Genomic DNA, 22,404 nt, shown 5'->3' on the forward strand with positions numbered 1-22,404 from the left:
TGCACGCGACTCACCTATTCTTAAGGTTAATGAGATTGAGCGCTTAGTGTATCTCTGACATCTATTAATAAGTTTGTAGGGTTAAGTTTTTGTTTTAATTCAATGGCGAGAGCTCCCCCTTATCCCAAGGTCTAATGGGAATGGCTGGTGGGGTTTGCATAATGGAATGATCAACCTCTATTAGTATCGACTGATAAAGGAAGTATCGAAGGAAGGGAAAGCTGACAGTGGCGCGCCTTCAGGGATAGTGGGTTAAGCCGATGGCTACCCGACACTGCTGTTATTGTGGGAGAGCAAAATGAAGACACCGAACTGCGAGTTACACCATCAGCTACATAGCAAGTCATTGGCAGAGCCTGACAGATTCTGGGCCAAGGCGGCACAAGAGTTAGACTGGGATCGGAATTGGGATAAGGTGCTCGATGACAGCAAAGCGCCTATGTATTCATGGTTTGCGGGAGCAGAGCTTAATACTTGTTATAACGCCGTCGACAGGCATGTGGAAAATGGCCGGGGAGAGCAAGTTGCCATTCAATATGTCAGCCCGGTAACAGAGTCTGAATATGGTATTACCTATAATGAACTGCTAGCTCAGGTCAGCAGACTTGCCGGATATATGGATTCGATAGGCGTGAAGAAAGGTGACCGCGTTATCATCTATATGCCCATGGTTCCTGAAACTGCCTATGCCATGCTGGCCTGTGCTCGTATTGGTGCGATTCACTCAGTGGTTTTTGGCGGCTTTGCAGCCAGTGAACTGGCGACCAGAATCGATGACGCTAAGCCTAAATTGATCCTGTCGGCCTCGTGTGGCATAGAGCCTTCCGGCGTCGTGCCTTATAAACCTCTTCTCGATGATGCGATAGGGCAATCTAAGCATCAGGTGGATACCTGTATCATCTTAAACCGTAGTCAATACACGGCAGATCTGGTGACGGGGCGCGATGTGGACTGGCAAAGCGCGGTTGCAAGCGCACCGGATATTGCCTGCCAAACCGTTGCGGCAACCGACCCTCTCTATGTCTTGTATACCTCAGGTACGACAGGCCAACCTAAAGGCGTCGTGCGTGACAATGGTGGCCACGCCGTTGCACTTTCATGGTCAATGAAGCATATCTACGATATTGGAGCAGGTGATGTTTTTTGGGCGGCTTCCGATGTCGGCTGGGTGGTGGGTCATTCCTATATTGTCTATGGTCCGCTTCTGGTTGGCGCCACAACCGTCCTGTTTGAGGGCAAACCGATCGGTACACCTGATCCCGGTATATTTTGGCGAATAATAGAGAAGTATCAGGTGAAGAGTTTCTTTACTGCCCCAACGGCGATACGCGCCATTAAGCGAGATGATCCTGATGGCGATTTTCTTAAGGATGTCGATCTCAGCTGTCTCAAAACTCTCTTCCTAGCGGGGGAGCGCTGCGATCCCGATACCCTTCATTGGTCCGAGGAGAGACTCAATAAGCCGGTGATCGATCACTGGTGGCAGACCGAAACAGGCTGGCCGGTTGCGGCTAACTTAATGGGTACGGCACCCGTTGAGGTTAAGGCGGGATCTGTGCCGGGTTATCAGGTTGAGGTGGTAGACGAAATGGGGGACGTTGTCGAGCCGGGCGCTTCGGGGAATGTGGTGATTAAATTACCTTTACCGCCGGGGACGTTAACGACGCTATGGAATAATGAGCAGCGTTATCTGGACAGTTATCTCTCTATGTATCCCGGTTACTACCTGACCGGGGACGCCGGTTACATGGATGAGGATGGTTACCTGTATATCATGAGTCGTATCGATGACATCATCAATGTCGCCGGTCATCGTCTCTCTACCGGGCGATTCGAAGAGGTTCTGTGTCAACATGAGGCCGTGGCCGAAGTGGCGGTGATTGGCGTCGATGACAAACTCAAGGGGCAACTGCCTTTGGGATTGGTTGTTCTCAAGAAAGGGGTGACATTGTCCGATGAGGAGCTATACCGTGAGCTGATCACCTTGGTTCGGGAACATATAGGTCCTGTCGCATCATTTCGTCTGGTCAGTGCGGTTCAGAAATTACCGAAGACCCGCTCAGGCAAGATTTTAAGAGGAACGATGCGAAAGATAGCCGATAACCAGGAATATAAGATGCCTGCTACCATAGAAGATCCGCAAACCTTAGAGTTGGTGCGCAATGCACTCACGCGTATGGGATATGCAGATGCCCATGTGTAGGCAATAATCAAGTCAGTGACGGCTTCCTACAGGAGGCCGTTTTATTTTATTCATAGTTTTCCCAGGCATCGTTCAGATCTTGTTGGAGCTGCTCAACCATCTTTGTTATCTGGCTACTATCCTGTTCCGGTGACGTTATCTCATCAGAAACTAATCCCGGTAAAAGCCTGCTTGCCCTTTTTATCATCCATAATAGCTCATACTGCATCGCATCAATCTCCTGAAGCTCAAGGTGTGCACCTTCGAAGTCCTCCTCGGTGAGTCTCTGTAGCCATTGTATTATCTCCGGGCTACTCAATCCGGAACGATTAAATGTTCTAAAGATATGATTGCTGGAGTTAATAAATGACCTGCAGCGTTTACCATGGGCACTGGAGCTCAGTTTCTCATTGAACAGGATTAAACCCTGATATAATTTCTTGAGCTTTATTCTCTGCTCAATGAGTCGTTTCGGAAGGATAGGGAAGTCTTCTCTGTTAATCAGGTCGGTTACACCCAAGTTTGAGCGATAGATGATATTGTGTATCGCCTGATATGATTCAAACATGAATGTATTTGAGTTTATCTGCAGGTAGGGCACGATGTCGGCCATATTTCTACCCAGACGGGAGAACTGACGTGTGCGTATATGGAACAGAATGTCGGCTAAGCCGATGATCTGACCACAATAAGATAGCTTGTTCTTGAGTAATTCGTTAGGGTAACCGGTTCCATCACAGCGCTCATGATGCTCCATTATTCCTCTGTATACATCCGTATCACAGGCATTGCTCCCCCTGACAATAGCCCTGCTAATACACATATGATGCTCAATCGCGTGCCATTCATCATCACTATAGTGTCCTTGCTTATTGACTATTTCAGGGTCAATGTGGAGCAAACCAAGGTCATGAAACAGCCCGGTAAAGAAGACGTTGTGTACTTGTCTCGGAGATAACTCCATCTCTATCGCGATCATGCTACCGAGCCAGCTGCTGAATAAGGTTTGTTCAAAAATATCCGGTAGCTGTTCCCTTAAGATAGTCAGCTTTTGGAGTAATATTCTGGGAATTTGTTGAACGGTACACAGGTGCTTGAGGGTGACTTCAAAATGGTTGTCTTGATGTATCTGGGTCAGGTCCAGATACCTGGAGAGAAATTCATTAAATTGTCTTAACAAGGATTCATTGGTCAGACAACCTTTAATACCTATCGAGCTGTCCAGCTCTTTTTGCATCTTGTGACCGACGAGAAAATCTAACACTCTTCGCTCTATATTGGCATCTTTCGGAATGAGTAATACGCCAAATTCGTTATAAATTCCCTCGACCGCCACCACAGGCATTTTTTTATTAACTGCAGCCAGATGCTCCATGTAACAGTCGGGTTTACATGGATCATAGCTATTGTCTGAATGCGGAATATTTATCAAGGTGGCTAATCCGTCAGCTGGTTCATTATTATTTAATAAATAAAGCATAGTCCAATTTTTCAGCCGTGTGTGGCTGTTAAGTGTTGGGGTGAGTGTTTAAGCTAAGGTATGGTTTTTGCTATGATTTGAGGTGGTAGATGTTAGTATCTATCAATGCCGTATTGGACGAATGGAATTCAGTTGTATCTGAAGATTGCTGTTTTACTCACTTGTATATTTGTCGCTTCAGTGTCAGCCGAAGAGGATGAACCGACGCCTCCTGCCGAGCCCATTGAAGATCCCTGTTTCAGAGAGTCCTCTGAAGACGCTGCGCTGGATCAAGCCTTCGATTACCTCAATACCAAATTCTGTCAACCGGCAATTTGGTTCGATAGCTTCTTTAAGGATGACCGCATCGAAGATGATGCGCGAGCCGGCACCATCATACGTTGGTACAATGACTTTTCTTACTACGAGAAAGAGGGCTTTAAATACAGGGCCAATTTAAATGCACGCCTGAACCTCCCCGGGGTGAATGAAAGGTTGAAGTTTATTTTTGATTCGACGGGAGAAGATGACCCATTTTCCTTCTTAAAGGGACCAGACGACAAGAGTGAGCGGGATGTCGGTTTACGCTATGACTGGTATGCGAAAGGTAGGGTCAGTTTTAATATCAAGGCCAATTTAAAACCAAAATTGGAGGCTCGCTGGCGTTACACCTATCCGATTTCAGAGAGTACGACTACGCGTCTGACTCAAAAGGTTTATCAAGAGAAAAAAGTTACGGGTGAGTCTACCGAGTTGGATATCGAGCATGCGTTTAATCAAACGTATCTGCTGCGTTGGACGGCGGCTGCCAGTTTTGAAAATGATCTCGATGTCTGGGAGCTGGGCACGAGTCTCCAGCTGTATCAATACATCAGCAATTCACAGGCGATTAGCTATCGCGCCAGTATTTATGGTGTCGATGAGCCGTATCATTATATCAGTAATGCCAATATCGGCCTGACCTATCGGCAAAACTTTGCCCGTGAATGGCTTTTCTTTCAGATCACTCCGGAATATAACTGGAGTAAAGAGGTCGATAGCGAGCGCCTCAATCAAGCCATCATTACCTTTACGATAGAGATCCTGTTCCAGAACATTTAGTTTGTCGATGCAAAATTTGTTGAGATAAGGTTTGTCTGAGATGAGGGAAGATAGAGTCGAATATGTGTTGAAAGTTCGTTGAAAGAGAGTCGATTTTAATGAAGAGTGGAATATAAGATAAACACCATGGAATATTATCCCATGGTGTCTGAAAGTATTTTTTGTTTTAAAGCGATATAAGGCCTATTGGCTTGATGGCTTTAACATCACACGAATACCAATCCGATACTGAACAGTCCGCTGAATATCATGGTGAGTTTGGCCGTGTTGCCGAGGAGCGGGTTTAAGGCTTCACCGGAAGTATGACTAAACTCACTGTTTAATTTACGGGCAATAATGAGTGAAACTCCCGCCAGTAAGACGGGTAATCCCGGCAAGAAACCGAGAATAAAACCACCTATGATGAGGGCGAAAGGCAGGAATACCAAGGCTTGGTAGAGCAGCCTGGCTTGTCCCTCTCCGATATGTGCGGCCAGTGTATGTTTACCCGCCTTGATATCAGTTTGCATATCTCGGGTATTGTTGACCAGCATAATAGCCGCATTAAGAAAGCCTATGGCGCTGCCTAAAATCCAGGCTGCCGTGCTGGTGTCACCCGCTTGCAGGTAATAACTTCCGACAACAGCAACCAGACCGAAAAAGATAAAAGCGGCGACCTCTCCCAACCCATGTGAGGCCAGAGGGTAGGGCCCTCCACTGTAGCCGAGCGCACCTAATATGGACGCCGCCGCCAGAAAGGCGATGGGCCAGCCACCGTGATAAATAAGATATGAGCCAACTAAAAGTGCTAATGCGAGACTGATGAATATGGCATTCCTGACTTTATTAGGGGCGAGCAACCCGCCTTGGGTGACTCTCACCGGGCCTATTCGCTCCTCAGTGTCTATCCCACTTTTAAAGTCGAAGTAGTCGTTTGCCAGATTCACGGCTATCTGCAATAAGATGGCACAAAGCATCGAAGTACAGGCTATGAGCCAGGTGAACTGTTCCGATTGAAGGGCTAGAATATTTCCCACCAAGAGCGGGCCAATTGCCGCCGGCAGTGTACGAGGCCTAATGGCCAAAATCCAAGGGTTCATTGTTTTAATCGTTTTTATAAAGGGAGTGAACAGCAGTTCTGGTGAAGTCTACTGAATGTTAATCAGCACATGATAACAAGTTTATCAGCTTCAATGAAGTGACCCATTTTGATGCGTGTCTCTTTGAAGACAAATTATTCAATTTTTAACTATCTCAATTTCAATTTTTGACTATCTGAAATTGAATTTTTAACAATCCTAAACTGTATGCAATTCTGTTATCTGGCTCAAAGAAAATAGCCTGTGGATGTGCTTTTATAGCTGTCTGAAGGGAATATTTATTGATGGGAGGAGAGATAAATACCCCTTTTAAGAACATATGTATGCTCTGGCTCTTTATTAAATGACGTTGTATTGGTAATTGAACTGTTTGTGAGCATGTATCGAATCATTTGAGGCTATTCATTGAGGAAGAGTATCGATGCGTTTTGATAATAAAGTTGCAGTGATTACCGGAGCTGGAACCGGGTTAGGGCGTGCTTATGCGATAGCACTGGCAGAGCGTGGAGCCAACGTGGTTTTGATAGATTCGGGTTATGCGGAAAGTGAACCGAATTTAGCTGTGATGAACTACTCCGGACTCGAACGCTGTCACAAGGCGGTTGAGGAGTTAGGTGCCAACGCCCTGATGTTCAGGCTGGATGTCAGTGATGTCGATGGTATCAAACAAGCAGTCCAAGAGGTGGTAAACCTATGGGGACGCATCGATATTTTGGTGAATAATGCCGGGGTTCACACACCTTGTGCGTTTGAAAATCTCACTGTCGAAATGTGGCAAACTCAATTAAATGTCGATCTCAGTGGCAGCTTCTATATGACTCAGGCTATCTGGCCTCTGATGAAACGTCAGGGCTATGGCCGGATTATGATGAGCTGCGCCGCCAGTGGCTTATATGGTGATATGCACGAGACCTCTTTCAGTGCCAGTAAAATGGGGCTGATTGGTCTGGTAAATAGCCTTTATCTCGAAGGGGTAGAGCACAATATTAAGGTCAACAGTCTTACCCCCCACGCGTTAACCGGCATGACAGAAGGGCGTTTAGCTGCATCCGTTAAACCACTATTTTCCAAGTCTTCTATAACAGCCAGTATGTTGTTTCTATGCTGCACCGATGCACCAACGGGTCAGCATCTGCTCACAGCAGCCGGCAGTGTCAGTCACGGTCAGTTTACTGAGTTTAAACCCACCTATTTTGAAGCCGATACCTGCAAACCTGAAACCTTGCTTAGCAGCTGGGAACAGATCCATCATGCGCTTCCGGTTAATTTACATAAAAGTGGCGAGGATCAGGTGTTGGCTTGGGCGCGGCGTGGTGCAGCGGAGAGGCATATAGTCATCGAGTGACCGGTATATACCGATTGGTATTATATAAGCAATCTCCATGTAAAGCTCTGGCATGACAGCTGAGTTCTGAGTTAAGCTGTCGGGCTGTTTAATTGGGGATTGGAATGCGATGAGTCAGGTATTAAACGATCTATTATCTTTGCTCTCACTGGAGCAAATTGAAGTTGGCTTATTTCGCGGACAGAGCCAGGACCTTGGATTTGGTCACGTGTTTGGTGGCCAGGTTATGGGGCAGGCGTTGAGTGCGGCTAAACAGACCGTTTCCCCTACGCGTAAAGTTCACTCTTTTCACTCGTACTTTCTTCGCGCCGGAGATGAGAAGCTTCCTATTATTTATGATGTTGAAATCATGCGTGATGGAGGGAGTTTCAGTGCCAGAAGTGTTAAAGCTATTCAGAAAGGCCGTCCGATTTTTAATATGACCTGCTCATTTCAGGAACATGAAGAGGGGTTTGAGCATCAGGCGCAGATGCCTGATGTACCGGGCCCCGATGGTCTGTTAAACCAGCAAGAGCTTGCCATGACCATGGGGGACAAGGTACCTACTAAAATGTTAGAAAAATTTATGGCTGACGCGCCCATCGAGATGCGTTTGGTCAACCCGGAAAATCCTTTTTATCCCCGTGCCAGAGAGCCTAAACGTAATATTTGGATCCGCGCAAATGGCAAGATGCCAAGCGACCACTCGGTTAATGAATACCTGCTGGCATATGCATCTGATTTTAATTTTCTTGTGACTGCCGCACAGCCTCATGGCGTCTCATTTTTAACGCCGGGTATGCGTATGGCTACCATAGATCATGCGATGTGGTTTCACCGACCATTGGACTTGAATGACTGGCTACTGTACAGCAATGAAAGTCCCCACGCCGGAGGTGGCAGAGGCTTCGTGAAAGGCCAATTTTTTAATCAGGCCGGTGAGCTGGTGGCCTCCGCAACACAGGAAGGCTTGATTAGGCTATCACAGGGAAAATAGTCTGGTTAATTAGCTTATTGAATTAGTCTGGTCAATGATGAGCCAGATCCGATAAAATGCGTATCGAACTATGAACGCGATTAGGAAGATATTTGTAATGATGAAAAGAGCCCTTGTATTAATTTGTGTGATGATGCTTTCCGCCTGTGTCACTGTAGCTGAAGATAAACCGATAATCGTCAATGGAGCCGCAGGTTATCTGGAGAAGATCGCGTTGCCCAAGGGAAGTTCGGTCACCATTGCCATTATCGACCTCGATACTCCCGGCGTTATTGTTGCCCAGAAGAGTTTCGATATCGCCCGTGCACCTGTGCCATTTAAATTTATTCTGCCATCTGATACGGTGAGTTCCAGCATCAACTACGGGATTGTTTCCATGATTCAATATCAAGGGAGCGTGATCTTTCAAACCTACGATCGTTTCCCTGTGATAAATAATGGACTATACACGACGGAAGTCGTGATGAAGGCGGTGCCGATTAAGTAGTTGTAGTTAACGACTTTCATAGATTTAACAATATTGATATTAAAGGAGCTTAGGCTCCTTTTTTGTTGGGTTATACCGATTGGTATTATTGAAAATAACGCTGATTTTAAAAGGAGGGGCTGGAACTGAATTACTATGAACAGCAATTAGGACAGTGGATAAACGAATCTCCCCGGCATATTCGTGCATTACAGGCAGCGAGTATGCTGGCGTTGCCACAATGGATGTTGGCGGCGGGATTTATACGAAACTTGGCCTGGGACCGACTACATGGAACAGATGCCTCACCATTTACGGATATCGATCTGATCTACTTCGACCCGACGGATCTGTCCAGAGAGACAGAAAGACGCTTTGAGGCCAAATTGCGAGTCTTAGCACCAGAGTATCCCTGGTCGGTAAAAAACCAAGCCAGAATGCATCTGAGAAATGGTGACAAGCCATACTCCTCTGCACTGGATGCCATGGGCTATTGGCCCGAAAAAGAGACGGCTATCGCTGTTTCACTGAGCCCCGATGGAGCAGCGATGGGAGATAACTCCTTAATCGTAGAAGGATGCGGTATAGTATTCAGTTCAGCATTTGGACTCGAATCGCTGTTTCAGCTGCAGTTGACTCCTAACCCTAAACGCCCCCTCACACTGTTTAACCATAGATTACGAACCAAGGGGTGGCTTTACACATACCCTCGCTTACAAAACTCATCTCACAAACCTTAGCTTATAAAAATTAGCTTACAACCCTTAGCTTACAAATGAATCGCGGCTGATATGCCGCCTCATTATTTACCATTTATCTCCAGCGAAGTTGTTGCTGAATTGTTGCGTTCGCGATTGTTTATCTTGATGTTTTCTTGTTTGGTGAACTTGAAGACTTTTGACTTTGGTCACCAAAATAAAGCTGTATTTATCATGCTTCTTTTGTTTTTTGTGAGCTGGATCATGTGTTGGTATCTATAAATAGGTAGGTATTGCGTAAATTGATCTGGATCAATGGAAAGCGACTTGGCGTCTGGCAGGATGCACGCGAATGTTAAGGAACTTAATAATAATAAAGAATTTTCGTGTTGTATTAATGGAGTAGTATGATGAACAAAACTATTGTGTCTGGATTAATCGCGGCCGCCCTACTATCTACCGGTTTCGCTTCTTCTGTTTCAGCCCATCAGGCGGGCGATATTATCGTTCGTGCCGGTGTTGCTGTTGTTGCACCTAATGAGTCGAGTCAAGATGTCGCGGGAAATGGTGAGTTTGGCGTCGATGATAACACTCAGCTGGGTTTGAACTTCGGCTATATGTTGACTGACAATATCGGTATCGAGCTTTTAGCGGCTTCTCCGTTTACTCATGATATCTCACTTGATGGTATAGGAAAGATTGCCGAGACTAAGCAACTGCCACCGACCTTAGTCGCCCAATACTACTTCGGTTCAGCCGATTCTAAGCTTCGTCCATATATCGGTGCCGGTGTTAACTTCACTAACTTTTTTGACAACGAGTTTACTAACGATCTCGATGGTGCCTTAACAGATCTTAGTCTGACTAACTCTTGGGGCGTTGCTGCGCAAGTGGGTCTGGATTACCAAATCAACAAAAACTGGTTGGTGAATGCTTCAGTCTGGTACGCTCAGATCAGTACCGATGCTCACTTCAAACTGGCCGGTGATGCAGTTAAGATTGAAACTGATATCAACCCTTGGGTTTACATGGTGAGTGTGGGTTACACCTTCTAAGTGATATTGCTATCTCGCCAGAGATAAGACACCAGACAGTAAAAAGGAGCCTAAGGCTCCTTTTTTGTTTTAAGCTTGCGCGACTCGAACCTATTTTTTCCCTTCAGCCTTAGCCGCGAGGCGTTCGGCCTTAGTACGCCAGTGCCGGGTGTTGTAGACAAATTCCGGTAATAACTTAGTCAGCCAGGCCACTAAACGCCAGCGTTTAGTCACATAGACTCTTCGTTTCCCACCTTGCATCGCCTTAATTATCTGTCTTGCGACCTCATCCGGTGGAGAGAGCCATAAACGACTTTGCTGCATCGCAGCCTTATCGAGTAGGCCAAGCTGAATGTCTGTGATTGTGATGGGCAGTTTTAATCGCTGAGCATGCATGCTCAAACCTTCCAGATAATTAGTCGCAAAGGCCTTTGATGCATGATAAGCCACGCTTGGACCACCACGTAGCCCGGCAATTGAGTTTACTGCGGCAAGTTGGCCGTAACCTTGCTCTCTGAATAAGCGAAAAGCAGTATTGCAGACGGCCGAAAACCCTTGAACATTAACTGTGATGATATCTTGCTCAGGCCCCCAGGGAAGCTGTGGATCATAGCTGTTCAGACCGGTATTAACGAGGACGAGGTGTGCCCCACCTAATTGTTGCCACACATCTTCCAGAGTTGAGATAATGGTTTGAGGCTCTACAATTTGTAATGGAAACAGATGAACTTGTGTTGGAAGACTGTCTGCAAACTCTTGAAGTGAATCAGGATCTTGCGCGAGCAACGCAAGTTCGACACCTTGAGCGGCGAGTTGTTTTGCGATTTCTCGGCTCAGGAGTGAGCTAGCGCCCACAATTATGGCGGTGGCTTGTGTCATTAGGCTATTCGGCTTGAAATTGGTAACTTATGATAGGGAGATATGGGATTCAGGACAAGAGTTATAGTTATACCAATCGGTATAAAGGTGTGATCGCTCAGCGAGAATTTAGCGTTTCAGAGGCAAGGCCCTTTATTGCTCCTGCATAAAGGGCATTCACAACGTCCCTGTTGTTCGCAACGAGTGAAGAGCATAGTTATTCTACGTTTTAGCTCGTTAACACAGCATCGGATGCGCTAAGACTCGCCTTTTAGGAGTGTTTTTGGCTTCCTACTTCTGCGTTGAATGACTTCACAAGGGAACACCATTCCTTCATCCATTCGCCTTGAACTAGTTTGCCAAAAACAACTCTGAGTAGATCACTTTCTTATACCGATTGGTATTCAGTGAGCCCTGATAGCTGTCTCGTCTTGGGCTAAGTGGGGGAGGCCATAGCTAAATGATAAAAGTTAAATGACGAAGGTTACTCTTGAAGAAGTGAAAAGTGAGTTAGTCAAAAGTGCCAAAATTAAAAGTAACGATTTTTGATATGGACATATAGACATCTAGAAGTCTTGATGTATGATAAGGAGTAAGAATATGACAAAGTGGTTTAAGCGAGTGTTACCTTTAGTCGCAGCTGTCGGTACTTTGGTTGGAGCGATAGTCGTCGGTGCACTAGTCGGCTGTGCTACGCCTAATGCGGGCGTAGAGATCCAGGGTGAGGTTTGGTATAAGGAGCGAATCGCTCTACCACAAGATGCAGTGTTAACGGTGGAACTTAAGGATGTATCACTGATGGACGCACCGGCAATTGTGCTTGCGCAGATTGAGCGAAGCGATGTCAGTACACCAGCCCCATTTCAGTTTTTGATAAACAGAGATCAGTTTGAGTCGGGCCATACCTACGCCATAGGTGCCAAAATCACCCTCAATGACAAGCTGTTATTCATCAATACTCAAGCATATAACATAGATTTAGGTTCCAGTGAGCCTATGTCAGTGTTGGTACAGAAGGTCGGTCGCTAAGCATCATTTAAGCAAACATGCTGCGCCGATCCTACAGTCTGACACATGTATTTTAATGAATAGATAATGGAAGAGACGCGGTATGCCGGTTAAAATTCCCGATGATCTGCCTGCAGCAGAGATCTTAGAGTCAGAAAATATCTTTGTTATGTCTGAGACTCGGGCTGCAAATCAAGATATTCGTCCGATGAAAGTGCTTATTCTGAACTTGATGCCGAATAAAATTGAAACCGAAACGCAGCTTTTGCGTTTACTGGGTAATACCCCTCTGCAGGTCGATGTGGATCTGCTCAGAATTCACGATAAAGAGTCAAGACACACTTCAATCGATCACATGAATAACTTTTATCGTGATTTCGAAGCCGTGCGTCATAAAAACTATGATGGCTTGATTATCACCGGCGCGCCATTGGGTCAGGTTGAATTTGAAGATGTGAGCTATTGGGATCATATTCGTGAAATTATCGATTGGTCACAGCAACATGTCACCTCCGTGCTTTTTTTATGCTGGGCGGCCCACGCGGCCCTGTACCATCTCTACGGACTGAACAGAAATCTACTCAAGGAAAAACGCTCAGGCGTATTTCTGCATACGAGAACTCATCGACACGTTCCTTTGCTTCGCGGATTCGATGATGAGTTCCTGGCCCCGCATTCACGTTTTGCTGAAATGGATGTCCAGCTTTTAAAGGCACATCCGGCACTGCAGGTGTTAACTGAATCCGATGAGGCTGGCGCCTATATGGTGCTCAGTACAAATAACCGTAACCTGTTTGTTATGGGGCATCCGGAGTACCAGAAATCGACATTGAAAGATGAGTATTTCCGCGATCTGGGTGAAGGATTACAACCTGAGATCCCACAAAATTATTTCAGGAACAATGACCCTGGGCAAGACCCTGTCGCTCGCTGGTATGGTCACGGCAGCTTGTTGATTAGTAATTGGCTCAACTATTATGTTTACCAGTTAACCCCTTATAACCTCGATGATATGAGTGGCATCACCCCCTGGGAAAATGAGGTTTAGGCGGGGATGAAGTACGGGGTTCTAGACACGAGGTTCTAGATTCGAGCTGTTTCAGCTTGCACTAGATCCTCGCCCCTAGCTTCTAAAACCTCGAAGCTCGAAGCTTTCTCTGCACTATATTCCCAATCACTTTTTCTGACATTTCCCAAGAACCTGCTCCACTTCCCCCCTCTTTACCTCTATTCAATACGACTTATTACCTAATCTGTAAATCTTCAGTGACATCTCCACCTCATACTTTGGTAGAAGTTTGACCAGCTAACACTTGCTTTACGTTCGCGTAAACGTCAGAGTGATATTAATTGAGCAAGATCACACTTACTAATTGTTTTTAGATGTCGGTGATCACAGTTATTCACCGACAGGGCGAATCCATTACAGGAGTAGATATGAGTACAGAGCAGTCAAACCCGGAAATCGTAATCGTTGCCGCTAAACGTACCCCTATGGGTGGATTTCAAGGGGCATTGTCGAGTGTGCCTTCACCCAAATTGGCCGCGACGGCCATTAAGGGGCTAATGGATCAAACCGGATTGGCAGGAGAGCAACTCGATGAAGTGCTTATGGGGTGTGTACTGCCTGCCGGACTGGGTCAAGCTCCGGCGCGCCAAGCGACCTTGGGCGCAGGTCTTCCCTTGTCTGTTGGCGCGACAACGGTAAATAAAGTGTGTGGCTCAGGAATGAAAACCGTCATGTTAGCCCATGACCTGATTAAAGCCGGCAGTGCATCTGTGGTTGTTGCCGGTGGCATGGAGAGTATGAGCCTGGCGCCATACCTACTCGATAAAGCCCGCGGCGGGATGCGTATGGGGCACGGCAAGGTGATGGACCATATGTTCCTCGATGGCCTCGAAGATGCCTATACCGGTGGTGCTATGGGCACATTTGCTCAAGAGACGGCCGATGAGTTCAACTTGACCCGAGAGCAGATGGACACATTTGCGCTGAACTCACTCGAAAAAGCCAATGCCGCGATTGAAAGCGGCGCTTTTAAAGAGGAGATAACCCCGGTCACGGTTTCCAGCCGTCGCGGCGATACCCTTGTCGATACCGATGAGCAGCCCGGCAATGCACGTCCGGATAAGATCCCAAGCTTACGTCCGGCCTTTGCCAAAGATGGCACCATTACTGCGGCGAACTCAAGCTCAATCTCTGATGGTGCTGCGGCTTTAATGTTGATGACGGCTGAGCAGGCCAATTCTCTGGGGTTACCTGTGCTTGCCACTATCAAGGGGCATACCACTCATGCACAAGAGCCATCGATGTTTACGACAGCGCCTGTCGGTGCGATGAATAAGCTGTTTGATAAGGTGAACTGGAGCAAGGACGATGTGGATCTGTTTGAGATCAACGAAGCCTTCGCCATGGTGACCATGCTGGCAATCTCTGAGCTATCGCTCGATGAGTCGAAGGTGAATGTCAATGGTGGCGCGTGTGCGCTTGGCCATCCTATCGGTTGCTCCGGCGCGCGATTATTAGTGACATTAATCCATGCCCTTAAGGTTCGTGGCCTTAAGCGAGGCGTTGCCTCCTTATGTATCGGTGGCGGCGAAGCGACGGCGATGGCCATCGAAGTCTAGTTCTATTGTTTTAAAGCATGATTTATATGTATCACAAGTAACTATCGCAAATGAAGAGATGTGAGTTAACAAGCAGTCACTTACATGTAGCAATCAACGAGACAAGATGACCTACTTTTGCGAGCAAAGGCAATAATGCCGCAAAATTCGGTTCGAACCGATCTTAATGGGAAGCAATATGACAACTCAAGTTAAGCATTATATCGACGGCCAATTTATTTATGGTCAGGGAGAGCAGCAGATTTCGGTAACGAACCCTGCAAACAACGAGCAGATAGCGGTGATCAATAGTGCTACCGTTGCAGAGGTGGAAACAGCCGTTGCCAGCGCCAAACTGGCATTTAAAAGCTGGAAAGAGGTGCCGGTATCTGAACGTGCTCGTGTGATGTTTAACTATCAACACCTTCTTAAAGCACACCATGATGAGTTGGCGACTATCTTAGCGCAAGAGACGGGCAAGACGTTTGACGATGCCAAGGGCGACGTGTGGCGCGGTATAGAAGTGGCAGAACATGCCTGTAATATTGCGACCTTAATGATGGGAGAAACCGTCGAGAACGTCGCTCGCAGTATCGATACCTACAGTTATACCCAACCTCTTGGTGTTTGCGCCGGTATTACACCGTTTAACTTTCCTGCCATGATCCCGTTATGGATGTTCCCTCTTTCCATCGCATGCGGTAATACCTTCGTACTTAAACCATCGGAACAAGATCCAATGACGCCACAACGTCTTGTCGAACTGTTCGAAGAGGCGGGTGCACCTAAGGGCGTACTGCAACTGGTTCATGGTGATAAGGTTGCCGTAGATGTGCTTCTTCATCATAAAGATATTAAAGCTATCTCATTTGTGGGATCTGTCGGTGTAGGTCAATACATCTATAAGACAGGTACCGATAACTTAAAGCGCGTCCAGGCCTTTGCCGGGGCAAAAAACCACTGCGTCATCATGCCCGATGCCAATAAGCAGCAAGTGATCAATAACTTGGTCGGCGCCTCTGTCGGTGCAGCGGGTCAACGCTGTATGGCACTTTCGGTTGCCGTGTTTGTTGGCGCCGCAAAAGAGTGGGTTCCTGAGTTGAAAGAGGCGCTGGCTAAGGTTAAGCCCGGGCTTTGGGATGATAAAAATGCGGGTTACGGACCCGTAATTAGTCCTGCGGCTAAGGCGCGCGTGCTATCTCTCATTGAGCAGGGAAAAAATGAAGGCGCCGAGTGTCTGCTCGATGGTTCTGAGTTTACCGTACCCGGGTATGAGAATGGTAACTGGATTGGCCCGACTATGTTCACCAAGGTGACTACCGAGATGAGCATCTATAAAGAGGAGATCTTCGGACCTGTGCTGTGCTGCATGGAAGCCGATTCGTTAGAGGAAGCTATCGACATCGTCAACGATAGTCCCTACGGTAACGGCACCTCTATCTTTACCGCCAGTGGCGCGGCTGCCCGTAAGTACCAACATGAAATAGAGGTAGGTCAGGTGGGAATTAATGTACCCATTCCGGTACCTCTGCCATTTTTCTCCTTCACAGGGTGGAAGGGAAGTTTCTACGGCGACCAACACGCTTACGGTAAGCAAGCCGTCCGCTTCTACACCGAAACAAAAACCATCACTTCCCGTTGGTTTGAGTCTCAGATCTCAGATGCCGAACACGCAGCGCCCAATATGACCATAGCGCTAAAATAAGCCGGTATAAAAGTAGCCCGCTGTCTATGAGATTCAGCCCCATAGACAGCAGGGTTTTGACCCGTTTTACTCACATTATTAACGTAAGGCACAATAAAAACAGAGAGCAGTTCTTAGTCGCCAAGATTAATAGTCAGCTAAATGGCTAAACTTAATAATTAGTTCAACGAGCAGCTCAGCAACTAGCTCAATAATGAATGTGCCGAAGGAGACCTACAGATGGATTTCAATCTGAATGAAGACCAACGTCAGTTTGCCGATCTTGCCCAGCAATTTTCCCAAGAGGAGTTAGCCCCTTTCGCGTCGAAATGGGATGAGGAACATCACTTCCCTAAAGACGTGATCCAGCGTGCCGGTGAACTCGGGTTTTGTTCCCTCTATTCACCGGAAAGTGAGGGAGGCATGGGCCTGTCCAGACTCGATTCCTCTATCATCTTTGAGCAGCTTGCCATGGGATGTACCGCCACGACCGCCATGCTGACTATTCACAATATGGCGACCTGGATGGTCACCAGTTTTGGCTCACAAACATTAAGAGATGAGTGGTCAGAGTCGCTCACCACAGGGCAGAAGCTGGCTTCCTATTGCTTAACCGAGGCCGGGGCTGGAAGTGATGCGGCATCCCTTAAGACCAAGGCGGTTAGGGAAGGGGATGAGTATGTGATCTCCGGCGCTAAGATGTTTATCTCGGGTGCCGGTGCCACCGAAATGTTGGTCGTTATGTGCAGAACCGGAGAGGCGGGACCCAAAGGGATTTCGGCTATCGCAGTACCGGCCGATGCGGCGGGGGTTATCTACGGCAAGGCTGAAGATAAGATGGGCTGGAATGCTCAACCTACCCGCGAAATTACCTTCAATGAAGTGCGCGTCCCTGTCTCAAACCTGTTGGGCGAAGAGGGACAAGGTTTTACCTTTGCCATGAAGGGACTCGATGGCGGGCGCATTAATATCGCGACCTGTTCGATCGGTACGGCCCAGGCCGCACTCGAACGTGCGACACAATATATGAATGAGCGTAAGCAGTTTGGTAAACCTATTGCCGCATTTCAGGCGCTTCAATTTAAATTAGCTGATATGGCCACCGAATTAGTGGCTGCCAGACAACTGGTGCGTTTGGCTGCGTTTAAGCTTGATGAGAAAGATCCGGAGGCGACCGCCTATTGCGCGATGGCAAAACGTTTTGCCACCGATGTCGGTTTTCAGGTGTGTGATGCGGCGCTTCAGCTTCATGGCGGTTACGGTTATATCCGTGAATACCCGTTAGAGCGACATGTTCGTGATGTGCGTGTACACCAGATCTTAGAGGGCACGAACGAGATCATGCGTTTGATCATTGCCCGTCGTTTGTTGAATGAAAATGCAGGCCAGATCCTCTGATAGATCGACTACGTATCTCTATTGAACCCACTGCGTGGTGTTTGTTTTCAAAATTTTGAGTGCTAATGGCAAACCTTGTTGGAAGTAGAGAAGGTTAATGGTTCAAAGCAAAGAAGATTAATTGTTGAAAGGAAGCGTTTTATGACAGGAATAATTGAACGTATTGAAGGCCATACTGCCATTCTCACCATGAGTAATCCGCCGGCCAATACCTGGACCGCCGAAAGCCTGCAAGCCCTTAAAGAAAAGGTGCTTGAGCTTAACGAGAACAGGGATATCTATGCGTTAGTGATCACCGGCGAGGGGGAGAAGTTTTTCTCTGCCGGCGCCGATCTTAAGCTCTTTGCCGATGGCGATAAAGGCGTTGCTGCTTCGATGTCTAAACACTTCGGCGAAGCGTTTGAAGCCTTGAGCCAATTTCGTGGCGTCTCTGTTGCGGCGATAAATGGCTATGCCATGGGCGGCGGACTTGAAGTGGCGTTGGCCTGTGATATCCGTATTGCAGAAGTTCAAGCTGTGATGGCACTGCCGGAAGCGTCGGTGGGATTACTGCCGTGCGCCGGTGGCACTCAAAACTTAGTTGCATTGGTTGGTGAAGGCTGGGCAAAGCGCATGATTTTATGCGGTGAGCGACTCAAGGCCGACAGAGCCGAGTCTCTGGGTTTAGTTGAAGAGGTGGTTGAGACTGGCGGCTCTCTTAATGCCGCCATCGAACTGGCTGCAAGAGTCGCCAATCAGAGTCCAAGCAGTGTCGCGGTGTGTAAGCAGCTTATTCAGGCTGGACGGACGATGCCAAGAAGCCTGGCATTACCCCTGGAGCGAGAGCTGTTTGTCGGTTTGTTTGATACCGAAGATCAGGCGGAGGGCGTCAATGCTTTCCTGGATAAGCGCAAAGCCAATTGGAAAAATTGCTAATGACAGTTCACACATCCGCGGATACTAATGTGGTAACAGGGATAGATAACAGCGTTGTTTTTCAGACATTAGGTACAGCATCCGGTAAGCAGATAGGTGTCGTGACTCTGAATGTTGAAAAGGCACTCAACTCGCTTAACCTCAGCATGGTGAACGCCATGACGCAGCAGTTGTTGCAGTGGCAGAATGATGACGACATCGCCATGGTGATGCTCGATGGGGCGGGCGAGAAGGCCTTCTGCGCAGGCGGGGATGTCAGGGATATCTATCATGCTTCGATCAAATCGCCCGGTGAAGTGACCGATCAGGCCGAGACGTTTTTTGAGCGTGAGTATCGTCTCGATTATCTGCTGCATACCTTAGGTAAGCCCGTCATGGTGTGGGGCGATGGGATTGTGATGGGTGGTGGCCTTGGCTTAATGGCGGGCGCGAGCCACAGAGTGCTGACTGAGCGTTCACGTATCGCCATGCCTGAGGTGACCATCGGCCTGTATCCCGATGTGGGTGGTAGCTATTTTCTTAATCGAATGCCGGGTAAAACCGGGCTGTTTCTCGGATTAACCGCCTACAATATGAATGCCGGCGATGCTAAATATGTCGGGGTGGGTAACCACTATCTCAATAGTGATAGTAAGGAGCCATTGCTCGACCACTTAGCCACTCTGAGTTGGAGTGATGATAGTGAGTTAAATCATCGCTTGTTAACTGAGCAGCTCAATGCCATGGAGCAAGAGGTCTCGGTGCCATTGCCCCAAGGGCAATTAGAGGTAAACCAAGCTGGGATAGACGGCTTGATGACAGGCTCTTTGGTCGAGATTATCGAGCGAGTTTCCGGTTTTAATGGTCACGACTCCTGGCTCGAACGCCCGCTTAAGACGCTGCTCTCGGGTAGCCCTGTCAGTTGGCACCTCATCTATCATCAAGCCCAGCTTGGCACCTCGCTCAGCTTGGCCGAGGTCTTTAAATTTGAGCTGGGCGCTAGCGTGAACTGCTGCGCTATCGGGGATTTCAGTGAGGGAGTCAGGGCGCTGCTTATTGATAAAGACCGACAGCCAAAGTGGCGCTATCGAGAGGTTTCTGCCGTACCCCAAGACTTGATAGCGCAATTAATCACTTCACCTTGGGCCGATGCGCAGCATCCACTGAAGACACTTTCTTAAAAAAGGGGAGTCTTAAAAGGAATGTATCAACGGTGTGAGCGCGAACAAATGAACAGAATGAGCATGAACGACTAACAATGAATTGAGTTTATCTTCAAATTGAAGGCTAAGGAGCATGAGATGACAAGTGTCGCATTTATCGGGTTAGGGCATATGGGGGCGCCGATGGCGGCCAATTTAGTTAAGGCTGGCTTAACGGTGCGTGTATTTGATCTGGTACCCGAAACGATAAAGTCGCTTACGGATCTTGGTGCAATAGCGTCGAGCAGTGCCTGTGGCGCCGCAGCTGGCGCAGATGTCGTTATCACTATGCTTCCGGCCGGCAAACATGTTCGTTCACTCTACCTCGGCGAAAGCGGTGGAGGTGAAGGCAAGGGGTTGATTGATGTGGTTGCAAAGGGCACCTTACTGATAGACTGCTCTACCATCGATGCTCAAAGTGCACAGGTCGTGGCGAAGTTTGCCGTCGAGAAAGAGCTCGAGTTTGTCGATGCGCCTGTTTCGGGCGGAACGGCTGGCGCGGCGGCGGGAACGCTCACCTTTATCTGTGGCGGCAGTGACACGGGCTTCGAGCAAGCCAAAGAGGTGCTAAGCAATATGGGGGCGAACATCTTTCACGCAGGTGGGGCGGGCGCGGGTCAGGTTGCCAAGATATGTAATAACATGTTGTTATCTGTCCTGATGGTCGGAACCAGTGAATCTTTGCAGATGGGAATCGATCATGGTCTGGACCCCAAAGTATTATCTGAGATAATGAAGGTAAGTAGTGGTGGTAATTGGACGCTGAATAAATATAATCCTTGTCCGGACGTGATGGAATCTGTGCCCTCATCGAATGGCTACCAAGGTGGCTTTATGGTGGACCTGATGGTTAAAGACCTTGGGTTATCTCAAGAGGCCGCATTACTTAGCAATTCAAGCACGCCGATGGGCGCTTTGGCGCGCAGTTTATATGTTAACCATGCTCGTCAGGGCAATGGGACGCGTGATTTTTCCAGTATTTTTGAACAGTTTGCTAATGTTCAACAGATTAAAAACAAAGGGTAATTCGATGGATTTAAAAGATAAGGTTGTCGTCATCACTGGTGGCGCTGGTGGATTAGGTCTGGCTATGGCGCTGGATTTAGCTGAAGCGGGTGCCAAGTTGGCGCTTATCGATGTTGATCAGGAGAAACTTGAGCGTGCCTGTGCCGATATCGGCGACAGGGCAGAAGTTCAGGGTTACGCTTTCGATATCACAGATGAAGAAGATGTGGTTGCCGGCTTCGGGTTTATCATGGAAGATTTTGGCAAGGTCAATGTGTTGATCAACAACGCAGGCATCTTGTTCGATGGCATGTTGGTGAAAGCCAAAGAGGGTAAGGTTACCGGTCGTATGTCTTTCGAGCAATTTCAAGCCGTGATCAACGTTAACCTCACCGGTACATTCCTGTGTGGCCGTGAAGCGGCAGCAGCCATGATTGAATCTGAGCAGGAAGGGGTGATCATTAATATCTCCAGCTTAGCGAAAGCGGGCAACGTAGGCCAGACTAACTACTCAGCGTCGAAAGCCGGTGTCGCGGCTATGTCAGTCGGTTGGGCAAAAGAGTTAGCCAGATACAATATCCGCAGCGCAGCCGTCGCTCCGGGTGTGATTGAAACTGAGATGACTGCCGCGATGAAGCCAGAGGCACTTGAACGTCTGGAGAAGATGGTTCCGGTCGGCCGTTTAGGTCAGCCTTCAGAGATCTCTTCGACGGTGAAGTTCATCATCGAAAATGACTATGTAAATGGTCGCGTATTCGAAATCGATGGCGGGATACGTATCTAAACTGTCTCTGAATATCGGTCATAAAAAAACGAGCCTAGGCTCGTTTTTTTGATTTGAGCTACTCAACAATACGGTATACATCCCACTTCATCGTACCAGACACAATGTGAGGCTCGAGTTCAACACTCCATTGCTTATGGCCATCTAGCTCAGCTAGTTTGTCCCAAGACTCACTTAATTCAGCCAGGTTATCGAGAGTAATTTCAGAGACAACGGTTGACTCTAAAGCACCAACAGAACCTGTTAGAATTCTACATTTTCCTTCCCAGCCGATTTGAGCTCCAAAAATATTTTGCCATTTTGATAGAGAATCAATAACAGCAGGCTTATGTCCAAATTTTGCGTCTATAGACCAACGTGCAACTATCATATGAATTCCCTCCCTCTATGTTCATTTCGAAGTAATAAATATAGCCCATAAATTCTATTTATCTAGAGAATGAGTATCATTGCTAACTTTGCCTTGTGTCCCATTGCCATGAAGTTCTCTACAGAACTGCTGGCTTTTAGATATGGATATCGTTGTGAAGTCACGGAAGGCCATAGCCGCGTTTACACCGGACTCTGGTTTCGAGAAAGTTATCTCTTCGATTTAGAGCTTTCTGGCTGTGGCACGATTTTGGA

The 22,404-nt window shown here is 47.6% G+C and carries 20 protein-coding genes; 16 read left to right on the forward strand and 4 right to left on the reverse strand.

Annotated features, from left to right (window positions below; all coding sequences use genetic code 11):
- Window positions 1-298: 298 nt before the first annotated feature.
- Window positions 299-2,203: a propionyl-CoA synthetase gene (locus tag EKG38_RS13355; protein ID WP_126520737.1), complete on the forward strand. Its 1,905-nt coding sequence runs from the start codon at window positions 299-301 to the stop codon at window positions 2,201-2,203.
- Between the two features lie 46 nt (window positions 2,204-2,249).
- Here the strand turns inward: EKG38_RS13355 and EKG38_RS13360 are convergent, their stop codons facing one another.
- Window positions 2,250-3,662 (reverse strand): HD-GYP domain-containing protein, encoded by a 1,413-nt coding sequence (locus tag EKG38_RS13360; RefSeq protein ID WP_126520738.1) that lies wholly within the window; start codon window positions 3,660-3,662, stop codon window positions 2,250-2,252.
- 132 nt (window positions 3,663-3,794) lie between these two features.
- On the opposite strand from EKG38_RS13360, the gene EKG38_RS13365 reads away from it, so the two are divergent.
- Window positions 3,795-4,742, forward strand: a complete 948-nt coding sequence (locus EKG38_RS13365) for a hypothetical protein (RefSeq protein ID WP_246033162.1) — start codon at window positions 3,795-3,797, stop codon at window positions 4,740-4,742.
- A 206-nt stretch (window positions 4,743-4,948) separates the two neighbouring features.
- On the opposite strand, the gene EKG38_RS13370 is transcribed toward EKG38_RS13365, so the two are convergent.
- Window positions 4,949-5,821 carry a 1,4-dihydroxy-2-naphthoate polyprenyltransferase gene (locus tag EKG38_RS13370; RefSeq protein WP_126520739.1) on the reverse strand — a complete coding sequence of 291 codons (873 nt, stop codon included), beginning with the start codon at window positions 5,819-5,821 and terminating at the stop codon, window positions 4,949-4,951.
- Window positions 5,822-6,242: 421 nt separating this feature from the next.
- On the opposite strand from EKG38_RS13370, the gene EKG38_RS13375 reads away from it, so the two are divergent.
- The 5 genes from EKG38_RS13375 to ompW all read left to right on the forward strand — a co-directional run bounded on the left by EKG38_RS13375 (window position 6,243) and on the right by ompW (window position 10,361).
- A complete protein-coding gene (locus EKG38_RS13375; RefSeq protein ID WP_126520740.1) occupies window positions 6,243-7,166 on the forward strand; it encodes an SDR family NAD(P)-dependent oxidoreductase in 924 nt (307 codons plus the stop codon).
- 109 nt (window positions 7,167-7,275) lie between these two features.
- Complete coding sequence (tesB, locus tag EKG38_RS13380; RefSeq protein ID WP_126520741.1) at window positions 7,276-8,142, forward strand: acyl-CoA thioesterase II; 867 nt, start codon at window positions 7,276-7,278, stop codon at window positions 8,140-8,142.
- 97 nt (window positions 8,143-8,239) lie between these two features.
- Window positions 8,240-8,629, forward strand: coding sequence for a YbaY family lipoprotein (locus EKG38_RS13385; RefSeq protein WP_126520742.1), 390 nt, complete (start codon window positions 8,240-8,242; stop codon window positions 8,627-8,629).
- A gap of 203 nt (window positions 8,630-8,832) precedes the next feature.
- Window positions 8,833-9,348 (forward strand): nucleotidyltransferase family protein, encoded by a 516-nt coding sequence (locus EKG38_RS13390; protein ID WP_246033163.1) that lies wholly within the window; start codon window positions 8,833-8,835, stop codon window positions 9,346-9,348.
- A 365-nt stretch (window positions 9,349-9,713) separates the two neighbouring features.
- The gene (gene ompW / locus EKG38_RS13395; protein WP_185826852.1) at window positions 9,714-10,361 is read left to right on the forward strand and encodes an outer membrane protein OmpW; all 648 of its coding nucleotides are present in this window, start codon (window positions 9,714-9,716) and stop codon (window positions 10,359-10,361) included.
- Window positions 10,362-10,451: 90 nt separating this feature from the next.
- Here the strand turns inward: ompW and EKG38_RS13400 are convergent, their stop codons facing one another.
- Window positions 10,452-11,219: an SDR family NAD(P)-dependent oxidoreductase gene (locus EKG38_RS13400; RefSeq protein ID WP_126520744.1), complete on the reverse strand. Its 768-nt coding sequence runs from the start codon at window positions 11,217-11,219 to the stop codon at window positions 10,452-10,454.
- A 579-nt stretch (window positions 11,220-11,798) separates the two neighbouring features.
- Between EKG38_RS13400 and EKG38_RS13410 the strand changes: the two genes are divergently transcribed.
- The 9 genes from EKG38_RS13410 to EKG38_RS13450 all read left to right on the forward strand — a co-directional run bounded on the left by EKG38_RS13410 (window position 11,799) and on the right by EKG38_RS13450 (window position 21,780).
- Entirely contained in the window at window positions 11,799-12,227 is a 429-nt protein-coding gene (locus EKG38_RS13410; RefSeq protein ID WP_126520745.1) for a YbaY family lipoprotein, read from the forward strand.
- Between the two features lie 82 nt (window positions 12,228-12,309).
- A complete protein-coding gene (gene metA, locus EKG38_RS13415) occupies window positions 12,310-13,254 on the forward strand; it encodes a homoserine O-acetyltransferase MetA (RefSeq protein WP_126520746.1) in 945 nt (314 codons plus the stop codon).
- A 389-nt stretch (window positions 13,255-13,643) separates the two neighbouring features.
- A complete protein-coding gene (locus tag EKG38_RS13420) occupies window positions 13,644-14,834 on the forward strand; it encodes an acetyl-CoA C-acyltransferase (protein WP_126520747.1) in 1,191 nt (396 codons plus the stop codon).
- Between the two features lie 178 nt (window positions 14,835-15,012).
- Window positions 15,013-16,518: a CoA-acylating methylmalonate-semialdehyde dehydrogenase gene (locus EKG38_RS13425; RefSeq protein WP_126520748.1), complete on the forward strand. Its 1,506-nt coding sequence runs from the start codon at window positions 15,013-15,015 to the stop codon at window positions 16,516-16,518.
- A gap of 219 nt (window positions 16,519-16,737) precedes the next feature.
- Window positions 16,738-17,895: an acyl-CoA dehydrogenase family protein gene (locus tag EKG38_RS13430; protein WP_126520749.1), complete on the forward strand. Its 1,158-nt coding sequence runs from the start codon at window positions 16,738-16,740 to the stop codon at window positions 17,893-17,895.
- Window positions 17,896-18,036: 141 nt separating this feature from the next.
- Window positions 18,037-18,810 carry an enoyl-CoA hydratase gene (locus EKG38_RS13435; RefSeq protein ID WP_126520750.1) on the forward strand — a complete coding sequence of 258 codons (774 nt, stop codon included), beginning with the start codon at window positions 18,037-18,039 and terminating at the stop codon, window positions 18,808-18,810.
- On the forward strand, window positions 18,810-19,970 hold the full coding sequence (locus EKG38_RS13440; RefSeq protein WP_126520751.1) for an enoyl-CoA hydratase/isomerase family protein: 1,161 nt from the start codon (window positions 18,810-18,812) through the stop codon (window positions 19,968-19,970). Before EKG38_RS13435 ends, EKG38_RS13440 begins: the two co-directional genes overlap by 1 nt.
- A 120-nt stretch (window positions 19,971-20,090) precedes the next feature.
- Complete coding sequence (gene mmsB, locus EKG38_RS13445) at window positions 20,091-21,017, forward strand: 3-hydroxyisobutyrate dehydrogenase (RefSeq protein ID WP_126520752.1); 927 nt, start codon at window positions 20,091-20,093, stop codon at window positions 21,015-21,017.
- A gap of 4 nt (window positions 21,018-21,021) precedes the next feature.
- Window positions 21,022-21,780: an SDR family oxidoreductase gene (locus EKG38_RS13450; RefSeq protein ID WP_126520753.1), complete on the forward strand. Its 759-nt coding sequence runs from the start codon at window positions 21,022-21,024 to the stop codon at window positions 21,778-21,780.
- A 58-nt stretch (window positions 21,781-21,838) separates the two neighbouring features.
- On the opposite strand, the gene EKG38_RS13455 is transcribed toward EKG38_RS13450, so the two are convergent.
- Window positions 21,839-22,150 (reverse strand): hypothetical protein, encoded by a 312-nt coding sequence (locus EKG38_RS13455; RefSeq protein ID WP_126520754.1) that lies wholly within the window; start codon window positions 22,148-22,150, stop codon window positions 21,839-21,841.
- Between the last annotated feature and the right edge of the window lie 254 nt (window positions 22,151-22,404).

It is taken from the genome of Shewanella canadensis, from assembly GCF_003966225.1.
Classification (GTDB): Bacteria; Pseudomonadota; Gammaproteobacteria; order Enterobacterales; family Shewanellaceae; genus Shewanella; species Shewanella canadensis.

Bases quoted from the DNA above. Each gene is read 5' to 3' on its own strand.
- EKG38_RS13355 (WP_126520737.1), top strand. From the start codon at position 299: ATGAAGACACCGAACTGCGAGTTACACCATCAGCTACATAGCAAGTCA.
- EKG38_RS13360 (WP_126520738.1), bottom strand. From the start codon at position 3,662: ATGCTTTATTTATTAAATAATAATGAACCAGCTGACGGATTAGCCACC.
- EKG38_RS13370 (WP_126520739.1), bottom strand. From the start codon at position 5,821: ATGAACCCTTGGATTTTGGCCATTAGGCCTCGTACACTGCCGGCGGCA.
- EKG38_RS13375 (WP_126520740.1), top strand. From the start codon at position 6,243: ATGCGTTTTGATAATAAAGTTGCAGTGATTACCGGAGCTGGAACCGGG.
- tesB (WP_126520741.1), top strand. From the start codon at position 7,276: ATGAGTCAGGTATTAAACGATCTATTATCTTTGCTCTCACTGGAGCAA.
- EKG38_RS13385 (WP_126520742.1), top strand. From the start codon at position 8,240: ATGATGAAAAGAGCCCTTGTATTAATTTGTGTGATGATGCTTTCCGCC.
- EKG38_RS13390 (WP_246033163.1), top strand. From the start codon at position 8,833: ATGCTGGCGTTGCCACAATGGATGTTGGCGGCGGGATTTATACGAAAC.
- ompW (WP_185826852.1), top strand. From the start codon at position 9,714: ATGATGAACAAAACTATTGTGTCTGGATTAATCGCGGCCGCCCTACTA.
- EKG38_RS13400 (WP_126520744.1), bottom strand. From the start codon at position 11,219: ATGACACAAGCCACCGCCATAATTGTGGGCGCTAGCTCACTCCTGAGC.
- EKG38_RS13410 (WP_126520745.1), top strand. From the start codon at position 11,799: ATGACAAAGTGGTTTAAGCGAGTGTTACCTTTAGTCGCAGCTGTCGGT.
- metA (WP_126520746.1), top strand. From the start codon at position 12,310: ATGCCGGTTAAAATTCCCGATGATCTGCCTGCAGCAGAGATCTTAGAG.
- EKG38_RS13420 (WP_126520747.1), top strand. From the start codon at position 13,644: ATGAGTACAGAGCAGTCAAACCCGGAAATCGTAATCGTTGCCGCTAAA.
- EKG38_RS13425 (WP_126520748.1), top strand. From the start codon at position 15,013: ATGACAACTCAAGTTAAGCATTATATCGACGGCCAATTTATTTATGGT.
- EKG38_RS13430 (WP_126520749.1), top strand. From the start codon at position 16,738: ATGGATTTCAATCTGAATGAAGACCAACGTCAGTTTGCCGATCTTGCC.
- EKG38_RS13435 (WP_126520750.1), top strand. From the start codon at position 18,037: ATGACAGGAATAATTGAACGTATTGAAGGCCATACTGCCATTCTCACC.
- EKG38_RS13440 (WP_126520751.1), top strand. From the start codon at position 18,810: ATGACAGTTCACACATCCGCGGATACTAATGTGGTAACAGGGATAGAT.
- mmsB (WP_126520752.1), top strand. From the start codon at position 20,091: ATGACAAGTGTCGCATTTATCGGGTTAGGGCATATGGGGGCGCCGATG.
- EKG38_RS13450 (WP_126520753.1), top strand. From the start codon at position 21,022: ATGGATTTAAAAGATAAGGTTGTCGTCATCACTGGTGGCGCTGGTGGA.
- EKG38_RS13455 (WP_126520754.1), bottom strand. From the start codon at position 22,150: ATGATAGTTGCACGTTGGTCTATAGACGCAAAATTTGGACATAAGCCT.